The following is an 18,656-nucleotide window of genomic DNA, read 5'->3' as shown; positions in this document are numbered from 1 at the left end:
AGACAATATAGAACCGCATCCCGATCCCAGCCTTCGGATCGCCAACCCTCGTTTGCCCAGCACCTGCACGGCAACGCCCGGCCCGGAGTACGGCGCCGGCGCGGCCATGCCGGTCGTACCCACCACCATGACACTTGGAGACTACCATGAAGCGAATGATGATTGCCGCCCTCGTCGCCACGAGCATCGCGGGTGCAACCGTGGCCTCGGCGGAAACCGTCACGGCTCACCACGGCGTGATCAAGACAACCCGTACCGAAATGCATGGCAAGCAGATCGAGAAAGTGACCTGCCGCGAATTCCTCGCGCTCCAGGAACAGTTTCAGCCGCAAGCCGTGTCTTACGCGATCGGTTACGACAAGGCGCGCAAGCCCGACGATGCCATCCTCGATGTCTCCGGCATCGCCCGCGCCGTGCCGGTGATCCAGAAGTCCTGTCGCACCACCCCCCAACTAACGCTGATCCAGCGCATTCGCGCCGACCTGCACAAGCTGTGATCGGCCGAGGCCGGGGTCCTGCCGGCCCTGGCCCGTTCGCTATCTGGTGGAGAACGACAATGCATGAACGCATCGGAATTGCAGACTTCAACGAACATGTCGCCGGGTCAGGGAGGGCGCCCCTTCGCCGCGCCGCGATTACCGCCTATGGTTTGCTGCTTGTGGTCTTGGGCGGCCTTGCCTGCATCTTCCCGCTCGCGGGCGGCCTCCTGGCGGGATATACGCTGGCATGGGCCATGGTTGCCGGCGGCATCGCAGCGATCGTTGCGGGCATCGGCCATGTTCGCGAGCATGGTTACTGGGCCGATCTGCTTATCGGCGTGTTGACCACGGTCTTTGGCCTTATGGTCTTCGCTTTTCCCCTGATCGGGGCCGTGACTTTGCTGTGGTCGCTCAGCCTCTGGTTCGCGATCGCCGGCGTGATCGAGATCGGTGCCGCCGGTCGCTTCAAGGCCGGCCGCTGGCTTCAGATTGGCAACGGTATCCTCGATCTTGGCATCTCGATACTGTTACTGATCGAGTTCGGACGGTTGAACTGGGAGGTCGTCTCCGCCCTGGTAGGTGTGAGCCTCATCGTTAGCGGCGTCACGGTGCTGTTCCGAACACTCAAGCCTCGCCCGCATGCCCCCCGCTGAGTGAACCAGAGACTATTGCAGGCTGGACCGCGATCAAGCCTGCGCGACACTCTGCTCGATCGCACCGAAGGGAGCGTAACCGGACGCCATACGTCCTTCCATCCGAACAAAGTCGCCGAATGCCATGAAGGGTGTCGTGGGCTTGCCGTCGCGGATGATCTCGATGGCGCGTCGCTCCGAGATGCAACTGGAGCCGACTTCGGCGTAATTTGCGTTGGAGACGGTGCCGGAGCCGATGATGGTGCCGGCCACGAGCTCCCTCGTACGCGCGGCGTGAGCGACCAGATCGTGGAACCCGAAGTCCATCGCGGCGCCGTTGGCTCGTCCGAAGGGCCTGCCATTCCATTCGACGGTGAGGTCCATGCAGACGCGTCCGTCTCGCCAGGCCTCGCCCAGCGCTGTGGGTGTGACCGCAAAGGGCGCCATTGAACAGGGCGGTTTGGCCTGAACCCAGCCAAAGCCCGTCTTCATCTCGACGGGTGCGATGGCGCGCAGCGACCAGTCGTTGATCTGCACAACCAGTTTGATGTGGTTTAGTGCCTGCTCGGGGGTGACGCCCATCGGAACCCTGTCGACGATGACGCCGAATTCCCCTTCGAAGTCGATGCCATCCGCCTCGTTGGCGAACGGTACGGGATCGCCCGGGCCATAGAACCGATCCGACATTCCCTGGTACATCAAAGGGCGGTCGGTCTCGATCGGGGGCAGGTTGAAGGCGATCTGCATGAGTTCGCCGTGCGTGCCGAAGGCCGAGCCGTCGAGCCATTGCCAGGAACGCGGCAGCGGTGCGCGCAGCAGTGCGGGATCGAAGGCTTCGCCGTGGCCTGCGTTCACCCGTTTGGCCAACGCAAACAGCACCGGCTCGGCCGCGCGCCAGTCGGTGATGGCGGCCAGCAGGTTCGGGATATCCGCTGCGAGCGCCCGCGCGCCATCGGCAGAGACGACCACCAGCTGTCCGTCGGGCGACCCGTTCGCTATGGTTGCAAGCCGCATTTGCTCAGTCCTCGAAGATCGCTACGGCGCGGGTCCAGCCTGCAGACGCGCCTTTGATCTTGTGCGGGAAGCAGGAGACCGTGAAGCCGTGGCCGGGCAGCACTTCCAGATTGTGCAGCTTTTCGAGGTGGCAATAACCGATGTCGCGACCCGCCTTGTGGCCTTCCCAGATCAGCGAGGTATCGCCCGTTTCCTTCACCTTCTGGGCGGTGTGGCTGAACGGTGCATCCCAGCTCCAGGCATCGGTGCCGGTTACGCGCACACCGCGCTCGGTCAGGTACATCGTCGCTTCGTATCCCATGCCGCAGCCCACGTTGACGAAGTCGGGGCGGCCCAGCGCCTTGCCCGCTGCGGTGTTGACCAGCACGATGTCGAGCGGCTGCAGATCGTGCCCGATCCGCGCCAGTTCGGCCTCGACGTCCTTGGCAGTGACCACGTAGCCGTCAGGGAAGTGCCGGAAATCCAACTTCACGCCAGGCTGGAAGCACCATTCGAGCGGCACCTCGTCGATGGTGATCGAGCGCTCGGGCTTGCCGTCCTTGCCGTTCATGGTCGGGTGGAAGTGATAGGGCGCATCGAGGTGCGTGCCGCTGTGGGTGGTCAGCCTGACCCATTCCGACGCCGCGAAACCGGCGCCGTCGGGCGTATCCGCGGCGGTGACGCCGGGGAAGAACATGTCCAGTTCGCCCGCCGTGTCCATGTGGGTCTGGTAGGTAATTTCGGGTTTCAGGAACGGCGGGTCACTGACCACGTCGTTGCAGAGCGTGATCGACAGATCGACGAAACGGCGGGTCATGGGCATCCTTCCTTTATTTTGTTGACGCGCCGCCCCGGAGGAGAGGGTGGGGCGGCGCGCCGTTTTTGCCGGCGGCATTCCGCCGCCGGAAGCTATGATCCGCTCAGGCTGTTCTGCTACCAAGGGTCTCGGCGAACCAGTCGCTGATCAGATCGCGGCCATAGGCCATGTTGTCCGCGCCGACGTGCTCGACGCCGCCTTCGCGGGGCGTGAAGATCACTTTCTCCCGGCGCGGCGAATTGACCAGCTGGTCATAGAGATCGTCGGCGTAGCCCACGCTGATCTGGCGATCGTTGGCGCCGTGGGTGACGAGGAACGGCACGCGGATAGCATCCATGTGGCCATTGAGGTTCATCGCTTCGGATTTCGCCAGGAAGTCCTCCTGCCCCTCTGCTCCGAACGCCCAGTGGACGTGCGCCCAGTAGTGCGGCACAGGATTCTCGCCCTCGCGCGCCATGCGCTTGTCCTGCACTTCGCGCCAGTTGTGGTTGGCGCCCCAGACCGCGCCGCTGGCAAAGCGCGGCTCGTAGGCAACGGCGCGCGGCGCGAAGTGACCGCCGAGCGAGATTCCGGTCATGCCGATCCGTACTGGATCGACATCCGGCTGCTGCTCCAGCCAGTCGACCGCCTTGCTCGCCCAGTTTTCGGAATGCGGATCGACAGGCAGGCCTTGCAGGCGCAGCGCTTCGCCCGAACCGGGCTGGTCGACGCAGAGCGTGGAAATGCCGCGCCGCGCCAGTTCTTCGGGCAGGCGGGTCCAGTAGAGCAGTTCCTTGCAGCTATCGAGACCGTTGCAGAACACCACGACCGGCTTTGGCCCTTCGCCGGGCGCGCGGGTGAACAGCGCGGGCATCGTGCCGGTCTCCAGCGGGATTTCCACGCGCTCGCGGTTGAGCTTGCCCAGTTCGGTCGAGCGGTCGAAAGCCTTGCGCGCCCTTGCATACGTCTCCGTGCGGCCAGGGTGCCCGTGGCCCTGCATACGCTCGGCGGTGATGAGATAGAGCGAGGCGCGCTCCAGCTTGTTGGAGGCGGAGAACGCCCGGCCCTTCGCCTCGTCCTCGGCGGCGAGATCGAGCAGCTTGTCGCCCATCGCCGCCCAGGCCTTCATGAACTGCGGGGTTCCGGCATCGGCGCCGTTTGCCGCCGCATCGCGGATCGGTTGGCACATGTCGATGATCTCGCCGAGCTGCGCGCCCGATTCCATCGCGATCGCGACCGACAGGTTCCAGATGTAGTTCGGGAAATATTCGAAGAGGGCCACCGATCAGACCTCCGCCGCCTGGAACAGCCGCGCGTCGGGCTTGGGATGCGGCATGGTCTGCGGACCGCCCACCCCGATACCCCACTGGTCCATGACAAACGGCCCGGGAACGTGGACCTTGTCGAGGTGGTTCTCGAAGTCGACTTCTTCCAGTTCCGAGCTGTACTCGACGGCGAAGCCGCCCGGCGTAACAAAGTAGCTGAAGGTGTTGTTGCCTGCCGTGTGGCGGCCCGGACCCCAGCGGATATCGGTGCCGTGCTGCTTCAGACGATGCGCACCGCGGAACATGTCGTCCACCGTCAGCATGTCGTAGGCGACATGGTTGAGGCACGGCGGCCCGGGCAGGATGGCGACGCGGTGGTGCGCTTCGTTGCAGCGCAGGAAGCACATGAAGTCGCCCAGCCAGTCGCTGACCTTGAAGCCCAGCACATCGGTGAAGAACTTCACCAGCGCCTGGTGATCCGGCGAGTGCATGACGATATGGCTGATCTTGACCGGCATGCCTTCCCAGCGCTCCATCGATCGCTTGGTCGAACGCTCGACATCGGCGGAGATTTCAAAAGGCAGACCATCGGGTGAGAAGAAGCGGAAGCCATAGCCGCCGCCCGGTGCGGTGAGATCACGGGGGCCGTGAATCATCTTGCAGCCTGCTGCGACGACCTTGTCGTGCAGAGCATCGACGTCGGCACGGGTATCTGCTGCGAACGCCATCACTTCGACGTAGCTGGCATCGGCCTTGTGCAGGCGCACGACGTGATGTTCATCGTGGCCCTGCGTCTTGAACCATGCCATGCCGTCTTCTGCTGCCACTTCGGTCAGGCCCCAGTCGTCGATATAAAAGGCGCGTTCGGCGTCGAAGTCCTCGACACCATATCCAACATAGCGGATTTCGGTTACTCGGGTCATGGGTCAGTCCTTGCGTAATCAAATGGGCTGCGAGACGACGGCAAACATCTCGGCTGTAGCTTTGTGGTTATCGACCGGCGGCCCCTTGCCGATCTGGCCGCGGCAGATCTCCAGCGACTTCTCGACGATATAGCGGCAGCGTTCGAAACGGCGGTCGCGGTAGGCGGTGAAGGCGGCCTCGGGATCGTCATGGCGACCGAGTTCCTCGGCCAGCACCAGCGCGTCCTCGATCGCCATGCCGGCGCCTTGCCCCAGATGCGGCGTCGTCGCGTGGACGGCATCGCCCAGCAGCACGACCCGGCCCGCATGCCAGGGCCCCTCGACCATCAGCCCCTCCAGCGGGCGATAGACAACACCGGCATCGTCGGTGATCTGCGCGGCCAAGGCCTGGATCTGAGGCGCGGTGTTCGCCAGCTTCGAGCGCATCGCGGCGGCGAGTCCCTCGCGCGGATAATGCGGGTTACCCGGCTCGGGGCTGGTGGCGAAGAGGTACATCTGCTCTGCGCTCATCGGTACCAGGCCGACGCCGATCGGGCCGTTGTAGACGTGCAGGGCGTCGAGATCGGCCGGGCGCGGGAAGTTGTAGCGCCATACCCCCTGACCGGTAAACTCGGGAGCTGCGGCATCGGGCAGGATCGCCTCGCGCGTCTGCGAGTAGACTCCATCGGCGCCGACGACGAGATCGAACCGCTGGGTGCTGCCGTCCGAGAAATCCACAGCGACACCCTTTCCGTCGTCGTCGAAGCCAGTCGCGGTTACGCCAAGCCGGATCTCGGTGCCCAGCGCCTTCGCGCAGTCGCCCAGGACTTTTTGCAGGGCGCGCCGGCCGATGCCGACGTTTGCCGGCTTGCCGGACACCAGACTGGGGGCGGGAATACGCGCCACCCGCGTGCCGTCGGGAATATAGATTTCCACTGCGTCGAAGCCGCAGGCGGCTTCCAGAAACGCGTCGAGGACACCAAGCTGGTCCATTGCCCGCACGACATTGGCCTGCTGGATGATGCCGACACCGTAGACAGACCACTCCGGGTCGCGCTCGATCACCGTTACCGCATGGCCCGCACGGCTGAGCGCGATTGCTGCGGAAAGACCGCCGATCCCGCCGCCGATAACGAGGACGTTCAGGTCATGCATGGCGGACAACGACCTCTCCTGCGACCCCACGAATTCGCCGCATGCTTCTCTCCCGGGACTCATGGTCCTGATCGGCGAGGCCTGATACCTCGGCTCGATAAATTAGAACGATATTTCTAATTATTGATTTGTAGGTCGTCAAGAGATTGACAGCACCGCTGCCCGCGTTCAAATACGAATTTCTATTCCAATTAAAGACGGCCGCAACGCCGCGTATCCGGGAGAAGCGACAGGCCATGGCCGAAAGCGCTTTCGTATGCCGCTGCGAACCGGCCCCTTCGAAAGGGCCATAATGTCCAAAATCCAGCGGGGTGTAAGTCTCTACAGTTTCCAGGAGGAGATGTTCCTGGGCAAGATGAGCGTGGAGGACGTCGTCGCCTTCGCCGCATCGATAGGTGCACCGGGCATCGAGATTCTGCCCGAGCAGAACATGCCGACGTTCCCCAACATCACCGATGCCCAGATCGGCGAATGGCAGAACCTGCTGGCCCGTCACGGTGCGCACTTCACCTGCTACGACATGTTCCTCGACACCAAGCTGCGCAAGGGCGAATTCCTGTCCGACGAGGAGCAGGTGGAAAGCATCAGGCGGGACCTGACTCTGTGCAACCGCCTCGGCATCCGCAACATGCGCGTGCTGATCTTCGTACGCCCGGACATTCTCGAAAAGTGCGTCCCCTATGCCGAGCAGATGGACGTTCACATGGGCGTGGAGGTCCACGCTCCCTGGCATCTGGAACATGCCTGGATCCTGCGCACGATCGATGTCGCCGACCGTCTCGGCACCCGGCACCTCGGCATCCTGCCCGACATGGGCGTGTTCATGAAGCACTACCCACCCGAGTTCCGCGCCCGCTTCGAACGCCAGGGCGCCCGCCCGGAAGTCGCACAGTTCATCGTCGACCAGCACGAACAGAAGATCATGTGCGAATACACGATCTACGAAGTGGCGGTGAAGATGGGCGGCAACAAGGCGGAGATCGCCATGGCCGAGACGCTGCGCCACGCACCTTACGCAAATCCCAGGCGGATCAAGGACTATGCTCCCTATTTCCGCCATATCCAGGCCAAGTTCTACGGCATGACCGAGGACTGCACCGACCCGACCATCGCCTACGACGACGTGATCCCAGAACTGGTCAAGTGCGGCTGGCAAGGCACGCTTTCCAGCGAATACGAAGGCAACCGCTGGATACAGGACGTGGAAGAGGTGAACAGCCGCGAACAGGTGCGCCGCCAGCACGTCATGTTCGAAACCCTCATCGCCAAGGCGGAAGCTGCGCTGGAGACCGCCTGATGTTCGACAAGTACCTGATCGACGCCGCCAGCCTGCGCAATACCGGCCCGGCCGACGCCCCCACCGGCTTCGCCTTCGAAGCCAAGCTGGGCTACTATCGCGGCCTCGGCCTCTCGATGATCGAGAAGCTGGACGTCGCGATCGACGGCGAGACCATCGCACGCGAGGCCGTACGCTTCGACGAAGGAAACGGCGCCCTGACACTGGACGAGATGGAGCTGGCCTACGACCGTCGCTGGCCTTTCGGGACGCCCGCGACCATCCTCGTCGACCGTCCGGGCGGCTTCCCGGCGGGCGAACACGAACTCTCGCTGCTGCAACAGTTGCGTGTCTCCTATCTGCCCTTCCCTTCGGTCAATACCGACAAGAAGACCGTGACGGTGGCCGCATGATCGATCGGCGCGATGCCCTGCGCCTCGGCGCCCTCGCGGGACTGGCGGCGGGGAGCGGCTCCCCTGCCCTTGCCGCGGCAGCGAAAGCCCCTCCTGCAGGCGTCGAAGGCCAGCGCCGTGCCGATCTCGGCGACGGGACTTATCTCAATCCGATCCTGGCGGGCGACGACCTTGCCAGCCTGCGCCCCGCGCTGTTCGCCAGCGGCCGGGGCATGGCGCGCTTTCGCGACTACCGCTACCGTGCCCTGAAAGAGCGTTGAGAGAGGGCTGAAGCATGACGATCGACAGGCGCGGGATGCTGGCGGGTACGATAGGTGCGGCCCTTGCCATGCCGGGCAAGGCTTCGGCGGTGGACTTCAAGCCGATCCCGCAGCGGCCCTCCGTGCGGGTGATTGCCGACAACGACTACGCCGGTGATCCCGACGCGCTCGTGGCGCTCGCACATCAGGTGCTCAGCCCGAAGGCGCGCACGGTGCTCGTCACCGGCTCCGCGCTCGATCGTAAGTTTCCCTCGCAGGTCCCCGCCGACCAGACGGCCCGGATCGGCACCGGCATCGCCGCCGAACTGATCGAGCGGCTGGGCCTGCCCGCCATCCCGACGGTCGCGGGTTCCGAAGCGCTGGGTGATCTCGGTACCTCGCCAGCCGCCCAGGCTATCGTTGCCGAAGCCATGCGCGAGGACAAGCTGCCGCTCGTCTTCACCTGCGGCGGGCCGCTCACGAACCTGGCGGCAGCGCTGGAACTGGAACCGCGCATCGCCGGACGTTTGAAAGCGTTCTGGATCGGCGGCGGCGATTATCCCGAGGGGGGCTGGGAATACAACCTGATGGCGGATCTCCCAGCGGCCCGCCGCGTGCTTGGCGATCCGTCGCTGGAACTGACGCAGATACCGCAGTCGACCTATCGGCAGATGCAGATGTCGATCGCCGACATGCAGGCCCGGCTGCGCCCGATCTCTCCCTTCACCCAATGGCTCTACGACCGCTTCACCTCGCCGCCGGATTTCGTCGATGTCGGCGGGGCCTGGCCGATGGGCGATACGCCGACAGTCGTGCTCGGTACGCTGACACAGGAAAGCAGCGCATTCGAAACGGTCACGGCGCGCACGATCAAGGACGACGGAAGCTACGGCACGGAAATTCCCGGTCGCCGTCTCCGGGTCTGCACGCGGATCGATGCGCGACTGGCCTTCGACGACTTCCTCGCGCTGCTGATACTGAACGCCCGGAAGCAGTAGAAGCGCGAGGGTCGCTCGCGCTTCCGGCCGATTACGCAGCCTCCGCCCGGCGTAGCTGCATCAGCCGCCTGCGTGCCCGGATAGCCCCCGCATCGGTTTCCAGGATCGCCGGGCGCGCCTCCCAGAAATCCTGCGTGCCAAGCGCTTCCTGCGCTGCCTCGATCATCGGCTCGTCCTCCTCGACGAACACGCGGCGGGCCAGTGCCTCGGCCTCGGGCGTGGCTTCGTGATCGTAGAAGTAGTGCGAACTCGTCTGCGTTTCCGGCGTGATGATGTGCGGGTTGACCATCTGCGGCACCACGAGGTCGGCCCGCTGCGTCCCCGCCCGCGCGAGCCCCACCGTCAAAGCCATCGAGGCCGGAGCGTGCCAGCGCATATGCAGCCACTGGTCTACCCGCTCGCCCTCGGCCAGCATCGGTGCGGCCCACATCGGCGGCGTGACGGCTTCCATGTCCCAGTTGTTCCAGATCGCCTCGTCCGGGTCGTTTCGAACCGATTGGACACCCTCGAATATCGAGCCGTTCACCCCGAAGCTCGCGACGTGAAGGAACTCGGCATGGGTCAGGTCCATGAGGTTGTCGCTCACCAGTTCGTAATTCCCCCCGATGGTGAGGCTGCTGCGCTGCATCCCGGCGCGGTCGACGAAGGAGAAGTCCGGAATGAGCGCCGGATCCGCCCTGTCGGGATCGCCCGGCCAGAACCACAATCCGCGATGGACATGAACCACCGGCATCGTGCGCGCCCGCGCATGGGCGGGCGGCGGCGCGGGAAACGGATTATGGACGCAGGCGCCGGTGCGATCGAAGCCGAGGCCGTGATAGGGGCAATGGATCACATCGCCTTCCAGCCGCCCCCGACTCAAAGGCACGAAGCGGTGCGGGCAACGGTCCGCCAGCATGGTGTAGCTGCCGTCGGACAGGCGCGCGATCAGCCACTTCCCGTCGAGCAAGGTGCGCGACAGCATGCCGCTCGCCGGGATTTCGTGATCCCAGGCAGCCATGTACCATAAGTTGCGCACATATTCGGGCATCGTCTTCTCCCCTCTCGGTCATGGATCGGGGAGGAGGTGCGCCTTTTCACAACTGCATCGCCCCATCCCGATCGGGATCGTCCCGAAGGACACGGGGCCTGCAGCTGACGGCGCGGAATGCGCCGCCGTCCCAAGCGGTCGCAAGACCGCTACCAGGCTCGGTTCAAAGAGTAATTGGAACAAAAATTCCAGTCAAGCATCATGCTCGGGAAACAGCCGCACGGGCAAACGGATTGCGAGCAGCAGGCAACTTGCCAGCAAAACCTCGATCGCCGAGAGGGCAGGCCATACAGCGCCGACCTGACCTTTCGGCGCTCCGGCGAAAAAGGCCGTACCGACGATCGCTATGCCCAGCGCCATGCCGAGTTCCTGAACCGTCTTGATAAGCCCGCTGGCCGCGCCCGCATGCCGGGTATCGACACGGGCAAGGATTATCGGCGTCAGCGGCCCGGTGGTCATCCCCATGCCCGTTCCGGCCAGAGCCAGACAGGGCAGCGCCCATATCCACGGGCTTCCCCAGCCGACCCATCCGAGCGAGGCGCCCGCGAACACCGCCATGACTCCGGTGCCCAGCACCAGGACGCCCTTGCCGCGACTCATCAGCAGCTTACGGCCGAGGAAGGCAATTCCCAGCATCACGCCCGCACTGAACGGAATGTGCAGGAGGCCTGTTTCCAGCGGAGAATAGCCCAGCAGCTTCTGCGCCCCGAACGCGAAGACGAACAGGAACCCGCCGGTCGCCGCGCCGAACAGCAGGGCCATGGCAAGCCCCAGCGCGAACTGCCGCTCGGCGAAAAGCTCGGGAGCGAACAGGGTGGCCGCCCCTCTCCCCGCCCGCGCAGAGGTTCGCCGCCAGACCAGCACCAGCAGAACCGGCGCGGAGGCCAGCAAGGCGAAATGCCACACCTGCCAGCCGAAGTCGGCGCCGCGCACCAGCGGGACCAGCAGTGCCGCCATCGCGCCTGCAAACAACAGCGTCCCGCCGAGATCGACACCCCGCGCATTCGGCGATCGTGCGTCCGGCAGCAGGCGCCAACCGACCACGATGGCGAACAGGCCCACCGGTCCATTGATCAGGAACACGCTGCGCCAACCCAGTCCGAACATGTCGGCATGAATCAGCAATCCGCCCAGGATCGGTCCGCAGATCGCCGAGAGCCCGCCGATCACGCCAACCCATGCAAGCTTGGCGACGCGCTCCAGCGGCTCGAACAACACTTGCACCAGCGCCATCACCTGCGGCGCCATCATCGCTCCCGCCGATCCCTGCAACACGCGCGCGGCGATCAATTCTTCGGGGCTTCCGGAAAGACCGCATAGGATCGAGGCCAACGTGAAGCCGCCCACCCCTCCCACGAAAAGCCGTCGGTAGCCCAGCGCATCGCCCAGCCTTCCCCCCAGCATCAGCAACAGCGCAAAGGCCAGCGAATACCCCGCCGCCACCCACTGCGCCTGCGCCGCCATGGCCCCGAAATCCCGCTCGATTACCGGCAAGGCGGTATTGACAATAGTGACGTCGACGATCTCCAGCACCAGCGCCACCATCAGCGTCAGATAGGCGAGAGACTTCTGCCGGTCGCCCAGACCCGAACCGTGCTTCACCGCGAGCGGCGGCGACGCGGCAGCCGTCAAATCGCACCTTCCCTGAGCATCCCTACCGCCGTGTGGCAGGCCCGCGCCGTGAGAGCCATGTAGGTGAGCGAGGGATTCTGGCAGGCCGAGGAACTCATCTGCGCGCCGTCGGTCACGAAAAGGTTGGGCACGTCATGCGCCTGGCTCCAACGGTTGAGCACGGAAGTCCCTGGATCCCAGCCCATGCGGGCGCCGCCCATCTCGTGGATCGAAGTGCCGCCGTGGCCCGGCCGGTCGAAGCCCATGACGACATGGCCGCCCGCAGCGGTCAGCATAGCTGCCGCCTCGGTCTTGGCATCGGCCAGCGCGGCGAGTTCCTCCTTGCCGTGCTCGAAAGCGATTTCGAGTTGGCGCACGCCGCGCGGATCGATGCGCTTGCTCAGGGTCAGGCGATTGCTGGCGCGCGGCATCGAATCGGCGAAGACCACCAGCACCATCGTCCAGTGTCCGATCTCGTGCAGTGCGTCCTTGTAGGCATCGCCGATCCCGGCCATGCGCTTGCCGCGCGTCCAGGTACCCTGCAAAGCCCCGCCCTGGAACGAATAGCCGCGCGTGAAGCCCTTGCCGTCCAGCGTCTCGAGGTTGCGAAAGCGCGGAATGACGATCCCGGTCGGTCGGTTACCGAACGTCGTGCGCCCCTCGAAGCCCGGCATTACGGCCATCCCCGCCATCGTGTTGGCATGGTCCATGATATGCGTGCCCAGCACGCCGCTGCTGTTGGCAAGACCCTGCGGCATCGCCTCGCTCGCCGAGTTGAGCAGGAGGTGGACCGAGTTGAACGCCCCGGCATTGAGGAACACGATGCGCGAATGCGCCCGCTTGCGCTCGCCGGTCTTCGTATCGATCCAGTGAACGGCGGAGACGCGCTTCGTCGCCGGATCGTAGTCGAGCTTGTGGACCTGGGCGTCCGTCACCACGGTCAGCCGCCCGGTCTTCTGCGCGGCGGGCAAAGTGGCGGACTGGGTCGAGAAATAGGCGCCGTAGGAGCACCCGCGCGCGCAGATGCTGCGATACTGGCAATGGGCGCGCCCCTGTTCCGGCCGTGCTTCGGTGAGATTGGCGGTGCGCCCGATCGTCATTACCCGGTCGGGATACTTGGCAAGAATCCGCTCGCGGGTTGCCTGCTCGACGCAGTTCAGCTCCATCGGCGGCAGGAAGCGCCCGTCCGGAAGCTGCGCCAGCCCCTCAGCCGCCCCGGAGACACCGACGAATTCCTCGACCTTATCGTACCATGGCGCGAGGTCGGCATAACGGATCGGCCAGTCGGTGCCGAAACCGTCACGCTTGTTGGCGCCGAAATCGTAGTCGGACCAGCGGTAGCACTGACGCCCCCAGGTCAGCGAACGCCCGCCCAGCTGATAGGAGCGGAACCAGTCGAATTCCTTGCCTTGCGCTTTCTGGTAAGGCTGCTCGGCATCGTTGACGAAATGGTTTTCGGTGAACTCGTTGAAATGCCGATTGAGCATCTGCACCGGATATTCGCGGGCATAGAGCGCGGCATCGCCTTGTCCGCGAAACGGCATGTCCCACGGGGCCTTCGTCTCGGTCTCGTAGTCGACCTGATGTTCGATCTTGCGTCCGCGCTCGATCATCAGGACGGTAAGTCCGGCCTCGGTCAGTTCCTTCGCCGCCCAGCCCCCGGTAATTCCCGAGCCGACGACGATGGCGTCGAATTGCGTGTTGTTGCCTGTCATCAACCAAAGTCCACTGCCGTCCAGTCGCTGGAGAAAGCCCGCATGCCGGGCGTGATCGGAATGTCCCATTCCCATTTGCCGGGCACGAGTTCGTAGCGTAGCTCCTGCGATCCGCCCGCCTCGCTGGTGTAGTAGCCGGTCAGGATCAGGCCCTTGATCGCGGTCCAGGGCGAGAAGGCCGCGCCCGGCGCGAAAGCCCCGGCATCGAGCGCAGTGAGCACTTCCACCCTCCGCTCGCGGGGCTGGCGCAGAAAATCGCCACCCGCCGCGCGATCGAGCGCATGTTCCAGCCAGGCGAGATGGCGCAGCGAACCGTCACGGCGGCGGAACGGCGCCAGCGCGGCGCTTGTCGTAGCCGCCGTCATGGGCGCGCGGGTGCCCCCCAGGCCGTGTGCCAAGGCAAGGATGACGAAATCCCCCACGCCCACATCCGCCGCGCCGGGCGTATCGCTTCGCGGGATGACGAGTTCGGAAACGTCCACCATCAGTCGCTGCTGGCGATCGCTGGGCACATCCTCTGCGGCCAGGTCGGTCAGCTTCACGGCGGCGGCGGGAATCCCCAACGCCAGTGCGAAGAGAGCGACACCGCCGGTAAAGTCTCGCCGGGTCCAGCCTGCGTTTACGGCCCGGTTCACCGATCGATTCCTGCGATTCGAACAAGGCAGACCTGATTCAATTCGCCGATCATACCCATCCGCAAGCGCCCTATCATCTGAACCTCAGCCCATTTTTATAATTATCATTCTAATTTTTAGAACGCGATGTCGTCAAGTCCGTTCCGGCGAAACAAGTGCATTGACCAAGCGCCTGCAGGCAGATACCAAAAAGCGAATACAAATTCTAATATGCGCCACTCCAGAGCGCAGTTGGGAGTAGCATGAACCCGGTATCCCGTTTCTTCAGCAGGCTGACGATGCGCCCACAGGGCGTGACCCTGGTGGCCGCAGCGTTCCTGCCCATCTTCGCCATCGTCTCGATGTTCCCGATCGTCGCCTCGATGATCCAGCACTTCGCGACCGATCCCGATGCGGCCTCGAAAGTGCCGCTCATGGTCACCGCGCCGGGCCTGACGATCGCGATACTGGCCCCCTTCGCCGGTTACTTCGTAGACAAGTTCGGACGGCGACGCCTGCTACTGGGCTGCACGCTGTTCTACGGCCTGTTCGGCACGGCACCGTTCTTCCTCGACGATCTCGACCAGATCTTCGCCACGCGCCTGATGCTGGGCGTCTGCGAGGCCGGAATCCTGACCATCGTGAATACCCTGATCGCGGACTACTGGGACGATACCGGCCGGCGCGACTGGCTGTTCCTTCAGGGCGTGGTCGGGCCGTTCCTTGCCTCCGGCGTGATCCTGCTGTCGGGCACCGTTGCCTCGCTGCGCTGGAACGGCGGTTTCCTGGTCTATCTGGTCGCCGTGCCGATCTTCTTCTCGATGCTGGCCTTCATGTTCGAACCGAAAAAGACGACGGCTTCCCGAACGGCGCAGGCCGCGGCCCCAAGTCCGACCGTCTCGATCTTCCCCGGTGCAGCGGCGGCAATCGTCGCGGCGGTCACGCTGTTTTCCTCCGCACTTTACTACGTCTTCATCGTCAACGGCAGCATCGCCTTCGGCGAAGTCGGCGTGAACGACCCGGCCACGGTGAGCCGGATGAGCTTCCTGCCCAGCCTGTTCGTCATCCCCGGCGCACTCCTGTTCCGCCTGCTGTCGAACCGTTCCAATGCGGCGCAGCTTGCCGCGTTCTTCGGCATCCTCGGCACCGGCCTTGCCGTGATCGGCCTCGCCCGCACTTCCGGCGAAATGGTCGTCGGCCTGGCCATCCAGCAGACCGGCGCGGGGATGGCAGTACCGATGCTGGTGGCTTGGGCGCAGACCAAGTTTCCCTTCGAGCATCGCGGACGCGGCATGGGTATCTGGACCGGCGCGTTCTTCTTCGGCCAGTTCAGCTCGCCGTGGATCGTTCATCAGCTCAATCTTGCCAGCGGCTCGATGCAGGGCGCCTTCGTCATCAGCGGCTGCGCGGCCCTGGCCGGAATGATCGCGGCTATCGCGATCGCCCTGCGTGGCGGTCATGGTGCACCCCGCACCGCCTGACGAGGTTATCTCCTATCTCAAAAGAAGCGGTCGGCAGGATGAATATCCTGCCGACCGCTTCTTTGTGCCGCGTTAGCCTGTCAGAGGAAATCGGCGACCGCGATTTCCACCGGGAAGCCTTTATCCTCACAGTGGCGCGCGATGCGAACCGTCAGTCGGTCCGCCACCGGCTCCCAGCCCTGGGTTCCCCAGATGCGCAGTGCCTTGCCTTCGAGCGGAACGCGAAAGCGGCGGGTCTCGCCCGGCGCCAGCACGGCCCGAGCGAAACCGACGAGCGCGCATTCCGGAGCGTCGCGATAGACCTGCACGATCTCGCAGGTCTCGCGCGCCCCCGCATTGCTGAGCGCGACCGACAACGCGCCGTCCTCCACCCGCGCGTCGGACCAGTTCACGGGCGTATAGCCCATGCCGCTGCCGAAAGGATGACGCGCCGGGCGCCCCGCGGCCATCATGCCCCGATAGCCGAAGCGGGTACCCTCAGCGTATACCAGCGTGCCGTCGCTCGCCGGCTGGAGCGCAAAGACGGGATAATCCGCTTCGGCAGCCGCAATCGAGACGGGCAGCCGCCCGCGCGGTTCGCCGCGCCCGGAGAGCACTTCGGTCAGGGCCTCCGCAAACCCCTGCCCCGGATACCAGACCGACAGGACGGCGGCGGCATTCTCCTCCCAGGCGCAGTCGAAGGCATGACCGACGTTGACAATCACCGCCGTGCGCGGATTGACCGCGCAGACCTCGGCAATCAGCCGCTCCTGCATCTGCGGCAATCGGGTATCGTCACGGTCCTTGCTCTCGACGCTCGAATCCGAAGTCTCACCGACCAGCAACAGCACCGCATCGGCACCGCGCGCCGCCTCCACCGCACGGGCCAACATGGCCTCCGCGCTGTCGGGGCTGCGCACCCCGTACCACAGCCCCTGCACACGTCCGCCAACCCAGTCGAACTCGACGGTGACGGTAACCTGCTGTCCTTCGGTCAATTCGATCGCCGCTACGTCGGCATCGCCGCGCTTGAGCACGCCCATGATCTCGGACGCCGGTACTTCCCCGCCGGCAGCAAGCACTTCCTGCCCGTCGACAAGGATGCGCGCCTTGCCCGTCGAGCCAAGATGGAAGGCATAGTGCCCCGCCGCCCCGGCCGTGAACCGCCCTGTGGCGCGCAGCGAACCGGGCCGGGTGAACTCCGCCTGATCGTGCACGCCCACGAACCAGACCAGCGAATTGGTATCGCGTGTCTCGCGCGAGAGCACTTCGCCGCGACAGCCGGGCCCGGCGAAATACTCCAGCGACATCCCGCGCGCAGCTCCATCCCCGATCTCGATTGCCGGGACGACCGGCATCGCCGGAAGGCGCGGCTGGGGATCGACGCCCGGCTCGAACACCAGTTCGCAGCTGCCGCCATAAGTCTCCCGCAGCGTCTCGACCGGCGTCGGCGCATCGGGCGAGATCGATATCTTCGCGAAAGTCCCGCCCTGGAAGCACGGCGCATAGGCATTGGGACCGATCACCGCCAACCGCTTCACCGTACCCGGCACCAGCGGGAGCATGGCTCCCTCGTTGCGCAGCAGCGTGAAACCGGCGGCAGCGGCCTCTACCAGCAGGGCTTCCGCCGCTTCGCGCGGTGGCGGCGCAGCTTTCGTCGCCTTCAGGCGCTGCGCCACGGCAGAGACGCGTGCCGCGGCATCCTCCACGCGGGCGCGCAAAACCGACCCCGCCTCCACCGCCGCCTCGACTTTCGCCCCAAGGAACCGCGCCGGTCCGGGCATTTCAAGATCGAGACCGGCGTTGATCGAACCCTCGGTCGAATGGGTGCCGAACCAGTCGCTCATGACGAGACCGCCGAACGCCCACTCGCCCTTGACGATGCCGGTCAGCACATGGGCCTGCTCCGCGCACCACGAACCGTTGACGCGGTTATAGGCCGCCAGCATGCCGACGCAGCCGGCAAGCGCCGCGTATTCGAAAGGCAGCAGATAGACTTCGCGCAAGGTCCGCTCGTCGACGCGCACATCGACCTCATCGCGCGCCGTCTCGCTGTCGTTGCAGACGAGATGCTTGGCGACCGCGCCGGTGCCTGTCGATTGCAGGCCTGTCGCCCAGGCGGCACCGAGGACACCCGCGAGGACCGGATCTTCCGAGAAATACTCGAAGGCACGTCCGGCCAGCGGACTGCGCGCGAGATTGAGATTGGGGGCCAGCACAGCGTCCACGTTGCGTGCGACCGCCTCGTGCCCGACAAGCTCGCCAACCCGGCGACACAAGTCACGGTCCCACGTTGCCCCCAGCAATGTCGAACATGGGCTGAGCAGCGCAATATCGCGCTCATCCACCCGACCGCTGGCAATACCGAGCGGACCATCGGACATCGTGAAGGCGGGAATGCCCGCCTCGGGCAACGCGACCGAAGACCACATGGCGCCGCCCGCCGTAAGCGCACTCGCCTGTGCAAGCGTGATGTCCGTCATGCCGCTCCTCCGAATGCAAATCCCATGATCTGCTGCGCCTGTGCACGTACCGCGCGGGCAATGCTCTCGTCTTTAAGCGCCCCGTCGGGCGCGAACGGCCGTTGCTCGACCGAATTGACCGCAATGCCGACCGGAGTCGGCCAGCCACGCATCGCATGGACGACATCCCGCAGCGCCGAAAGCGTCGTTCCGCAGGCCTGCCAGCCTGCCGCCGTCACGACCAGACCGACCGGCAGTCCGTCGAAATAGACGCGGGCATCCCCGCGCAACTCCTCAAGGAGATCGACCGCGTTCTTCACCAGTCCGGAATAGCCGCCGTGATAGCCGGGGCTGCCGATGACCAAAGCGTCACAGGCGCGCACAGCCTCTACCAGAGCCCGCTCCTCCTCGGTCCGGTCTGGATTTTCCGGATTGAAGTGGGGCAACCGCGCGAGCGAGGGACCGTCGAACATCTCGATCTCGGCGCCCATCGCCGCGCATTCGGCAAGGACCGCCCGCACGATCCGCTCGCTGGACGAAGCCTGACGGAAAGTCCCGCCAAGCCCGACAACCCGTTTGCCGCGGGGGGATGAATTTCCGGTCACTACGCGCTCTC

At 65.0% G+C, this 18,656-nt stretch carries 18 protein-coding genes; 7 read left to right on the top strand and 11 right to left on the bottom strand.

The window, feature by feature from the left end; all coding sequences use genetic code 11:
• Positions 1-146: 146 nt before the first annotated feature.
• Together AC4D6D_RS19790 and AC4D6D_RS19785 are read left to right on the top strand one after the other, a co-directional pair.
• Positions 147-497, top strand: coding sequence for an HdeA/HdeB family chaperone (locus AC4D6D_RS19790; protein ID WP_491328721.1), 351 nt, complete (start codon positions 147-149; stop codon positions 495-497).
• 59 nt (positions 498-556) lie between these two features.
• Positions 557-1,132, top strand: coding sequence for an HdeD family acid-resistance protein (locus AC4D6D_RS19785; protein ID WP_491328720.1), 576 nt, complete (start codon positions 557-559; stop codon positions 1,130-1,132).
• 33 nt (positions 1,133-1,165) lie between these two features.
• Here AC4D6D_RS19785 and AC4D6D_RS19780 read toward each other — a convergent pair whose 3' ends face one another.
• The 5 genes from AC4D6D_RS19780 to AC4D6D_RS19760 all read right to left on the bottom strand — a co-directional run bounded on the left by AC4D6D_RS19780 (position 1,166) and on the right by AC4D6D_RS19760 (position 6,222).
• A complete protein-coding gene (locus tag AC4D6D_RS19780; protein ID WP_491328719.1) occupies positions 1,166-2,125 on the bottom strand; it encodes a fumarylacetoacetate hydrolase family protein in 960 nt (319 codons plus the stop codon).
• Positions 2,126-2,129: 4 nt separating this feature from the next.
• Positions 2,130-2,921, bottom strand: a complete 792-nt coding sequence (locus tag AC4D6D_RS19775; RefSeq protein WP_334185825.1) for a cyclase family protein — start codon at positions 2,919-2,921, stop codon at positions 2,130-2,132.
• 103 nt (positions 2,922-3,024) lie between these two features.
• Entirely contained in the window at positions 3,025-4,182 is a 1,158-nt protein-coding gene (locus tag AC4D6D_RS19770; RefSeq protein WP_491328718.1) for an alpha/beta hydrolase family protein, read from the bottom strand.
• 3 nt (positions 4,183-4,185) lie between these two features.
• Positions 4,186-5,088 carry a VOC family protein gene (locus tag AC4D6D_RS19765; RefSeq protein ID WP_491327272.1) on the bottom strand — a complete coding sequence of 301 codons (903 nt, stop codon included), beginning with the start codon at positions 5,086-5,088 and terminating at the stop codon, positions 4,186-4,188.
• A gap of 18 nt (positions 5,089-5,106) precedes the next feature.
• Positions 5,107-6,222 (bottom strand): FAD-dependent oxidoreductase, encoded by a 1,116-nt coding sequence (locus tag AC4D6D_RS19760; RefSeq protein WP_491328778.1) that lies wholly within the window; start codon positions 6,220-6,222, stop codon positions 5,107-5,109.
• 292 nt (positions 6,223-6,514) lie between these two features.
• Here AC4D6D_RS19760 and AC4D6D_RS19755 point away from each other — a divergent pair, with 292 nt between their 5' ends.
• The 4 genes from AC4D6D_RS19755 to AC4D6D_RS19740 are packed head-to-tail and all read left to right on the top strand — an operon-like array spanning position 6,515 to position 9,148.
• Positions 6,515-7,519 (top strand): sugar phosphate isomerase/epimerase family protein, encoded by a 1,005-nt coding sequence (locus tag AC4D6D_RS19755; RefSeq protein ID WP_491328717.1) that lies wholly within the window; start codon positions 6,515-6,517, stop codon positions 7,517-7,519.
• Positions 7,519-7,911 (top strand): C-glycoside deglycosidase beta subunit domain-containing protein, encoded by a 393-nt coding sequence (locus AC4D6D_RS19750; RefSeq protein ID WP_491328716.1) that lies wholly within the window; start codon positions 7,519-7,521, stop codon positions 7,909-7,911. Before AC4D6D_RS19755 ends, AC4D6D_RS19750 begins: the two co-directional genes overlap by 1 nt.
• Entirely contained in the window at positions 7,908-8,171 is a 264-nt protein-coding gene (locus AC4D6D_RS19745) for a hypothetical protein (RefSeq protein ID WP_491328715.1), read from the top strand. Before AC4D6D_RS19750 ends, AC4D6D_RS19745 begins: the two co-directional genes overlap by 4 nt.
• Before the next feature lie 14 nt (positions 8,172-8,185).
• Positions 8,186-9,148 carry a nucleoside hydrolase gene (locus tag AC4D6D_RS19740; RefSeq protein ID WP_491328714.1) on the top strand — a complete coding sequence of 321 codons (963 nt, stop codon included), beginning with the start codon at positions 8,186-8,188 and terminating at the stop codon, positions 9,146-9,148.
• Between the two features lie 31 nt (positions 9,149-9,179).
• On the opposite strand, the gene AC4D6D_RS19735 is transcribed toward AC4D6D_RS19740, so the two are convergent.
• The 4 genes from AC4D6D_RS19735 to AC4D6D_RS19720 form a co-directional block, all read right to left on the bottom strand.
• Positions 9,180-10,178, bottom strand: coding sequence for a Rieske 2Fe-2S domain-containing protein (locus tag AC4D6D_RS19735; protein WP_491328713.1), 999 nt, complete (start codon positions 10,176-10,178; stop codon positions 9,180-9,182).
• Positions 10,179-10,370: 192 nt separating this feature from the next.
• Positions 10,371-11,810 carry an MFS transporter gene (locus AC4D6D_RS19730; RefSeq protein ID WP_491328712.1) on the bottom strand — a complete coding sequence of 480 codons (1,440 nt, stop codon included), beginning with the start codon at positions 11,808-11,810 and terminating at the stop codon, positions 10,371-10,373.
• On the bottom strand, positions 11,807-13,504 hold the full coding sequence (locus AC4D6D_RS19725; RefSeq protein ID WP_491328711.1) for a GMC oxidoreductase: 1,698 nt from the start codon (positions 13,502-13,504) through the stop codon (positions 11,807-11,809). Before AC4D6D_RS19725 ends, AC4D6D_RS19730 begins: the two co-directional genes overlap by 4 nt.
• The gene (locus AC4D6D_RS19720; RefSeq protein ID WP_491328710.1) at positions 13,504-14,139 is read right to left on the bottom strand and encodes a gluconate 2-dehydrogenase subunit 3 family protein; all 636 of its coding nucleotides are present in this window, start codon (positions 14,137-14,139) and stop codon (positions 13,504-13,506) included. Before AC4D6D_RS19720 ends, AC4D6D_RS19725 begins: the two co-directional genes overlap by 1 nt.
• A gap of 242 nt (positions 14,140-14,381) precedes the next feature.
• On the opposite strand from AC4D6D_RS19720, the gene AC4D6D_RS19715 reads away from it, so the two are divergent.
• Complete coding sequence (locus AC4D6D_RS19715) at positions 14,382-15,599, top strand: MFS transporter (RefSeq protein WP_491328709.1); 1,218 nt, start codon at positions 14,382-14,384, stop codon at positions 15,597-15,599.
• A gap of 80 nt (positions 15,600-15,679) precedes the next feature.
• Here the strand turns inward: AC4D6D_RS19715 and AC4D6D_RS19710 are convergent, their stop codons facing one another.
• Entirely contained in the window at positions 15,680-18,061 is a 2,382-nt protein-coding gene (locus tag AC4D6D_RS19710) for a beta-glucosidase (RefSeq protein WP_491328708.1), read from the bottom strand.
• Positions 18,058-18,645, bottom strand: a complete 588-nt coding sequence (locus AC4D6D_RS19705) for an NADPH-dependent FMN reductase (RefSeq protein ID WP_491328707.1) — start codon at positions 18,643-18,645, stop codon at positions 18,058-18,060. The genes AC4D6D_RS19710 and AC4D6D_RS19705 overlap by 4 nt, the downstream gene beginning before the upstream one ends.
• Between the last annotated feature and the right edge of the window lie 11 nt (positions 18,646-18,656).

The organism is Novosphingobium sp. BF6 (assembly GCF_058273105.1).
The sequence above is the reverse complement of the archived record's forward strand: the minus strand, read 5'-3'. Positions and strand labels throughout refer to the sequence as shown.

Bases quoted from the DNA above. Each gene is read 5' to 3' on its own strand.
- AC4D6D_RS19790 (WP_491328721.1), top strand. From the start codon at position 147: ATGAAGCGAATGATGATTGCCGCCCTCGTCGCCACGAGCATCGCGGGT.
- AC4D6D_RS19785 (WP_491328720.1), top strand. From the start codon at position 557: ATGCATGAACGCATCGGAATTGCAGACTTCAACGAACATGTCGCCGGG.
- AC4D6D_RS19780 (WP_491328719.1), bottom strand. From the start codon at position 2,125: ATGCGGCTTGCAACCATAGCGAACGGGTCGCCCGACGGACAGCTGGTG.
- AC4D6D_RS19775 (WP_334185825.1), bottom strand. From the start codon at position 2,921: ATGACCCGCCGTTTCGTCGATCTGTCGATCACGCTCTGCAACGACGTG.
- AC4D6D_RS19765 (WP_491327272.1), bottom strand. From the start codon at position 5,088: ATGACCCGAGTAACCGAAATCCGCTATGTTGGATATGGTGTCGAGGAC.
- AC4D6D_RS19760 (WP_491328778.1), bottom strand. From the start codon at position 6,222: ATGCATGACCTGAACGTCCTCGTTATCGGCGGCGGGATCGGCGGTCTT.
- AC4D6D_RS19755 (WP_491328717.1), top strand. From the start codon at position 6,515: ATGTCCAAAATCCAGCGGGGTGTAAGTCTCTACAGTTTCCAGGAGGAG.
- AC4D6D_RS19750 (WP_491328716.1), top strand. From the start codon at position 7,519: ATGTTCGACAAGTACCTGATCGACGCCGCCAGCCTGCGCAATACCGGC.
- AC4D6D_RS19745 (WP_491328715.1), top strand. From the start codon at position 7,908: ATGATCGATCGGCGCGATGCCCTGCGCCTCGGCGCCCTCGCGGGACTG.
- AC4D6D_RS19740 (WP_491328714.1), top strand. From the start codon at position 8,186: ATGACGATCGACAGGCGCGGGATGCTGGCGGGTACGATAGGTGCGGCC.
- AC4D6D_RS19735 (WP_491328713.1), bottom strand. From the start codon at position 10,178: ATGCCCGAATATGTGCGCAACTTATGGTACATGGCTGCCTGGGATCAC.
- AC4D6D_RS19725 (WP_491328711.1), bottom strand. From the start codon at position 13,504: ATGACAGGCAACAACACGCAATTCGACGCCATCGTCGTCGGCTCGGGA.
- AC4D6D_RS19715 (WP_491328709.1), top strand. From the start codon at position 14,382: ATGAACCCGGTATCCCGTTTCTTCAGCAGGCTGACGATGCGCCCACAG.
- AC4D6D_RS19710 (WP_491328708.1), bottom strand. From the start codon at position 18,061: ATGACGGACATCACGCTTGCACAGGCGAGTGCGCTTACGGCGGGCGGC.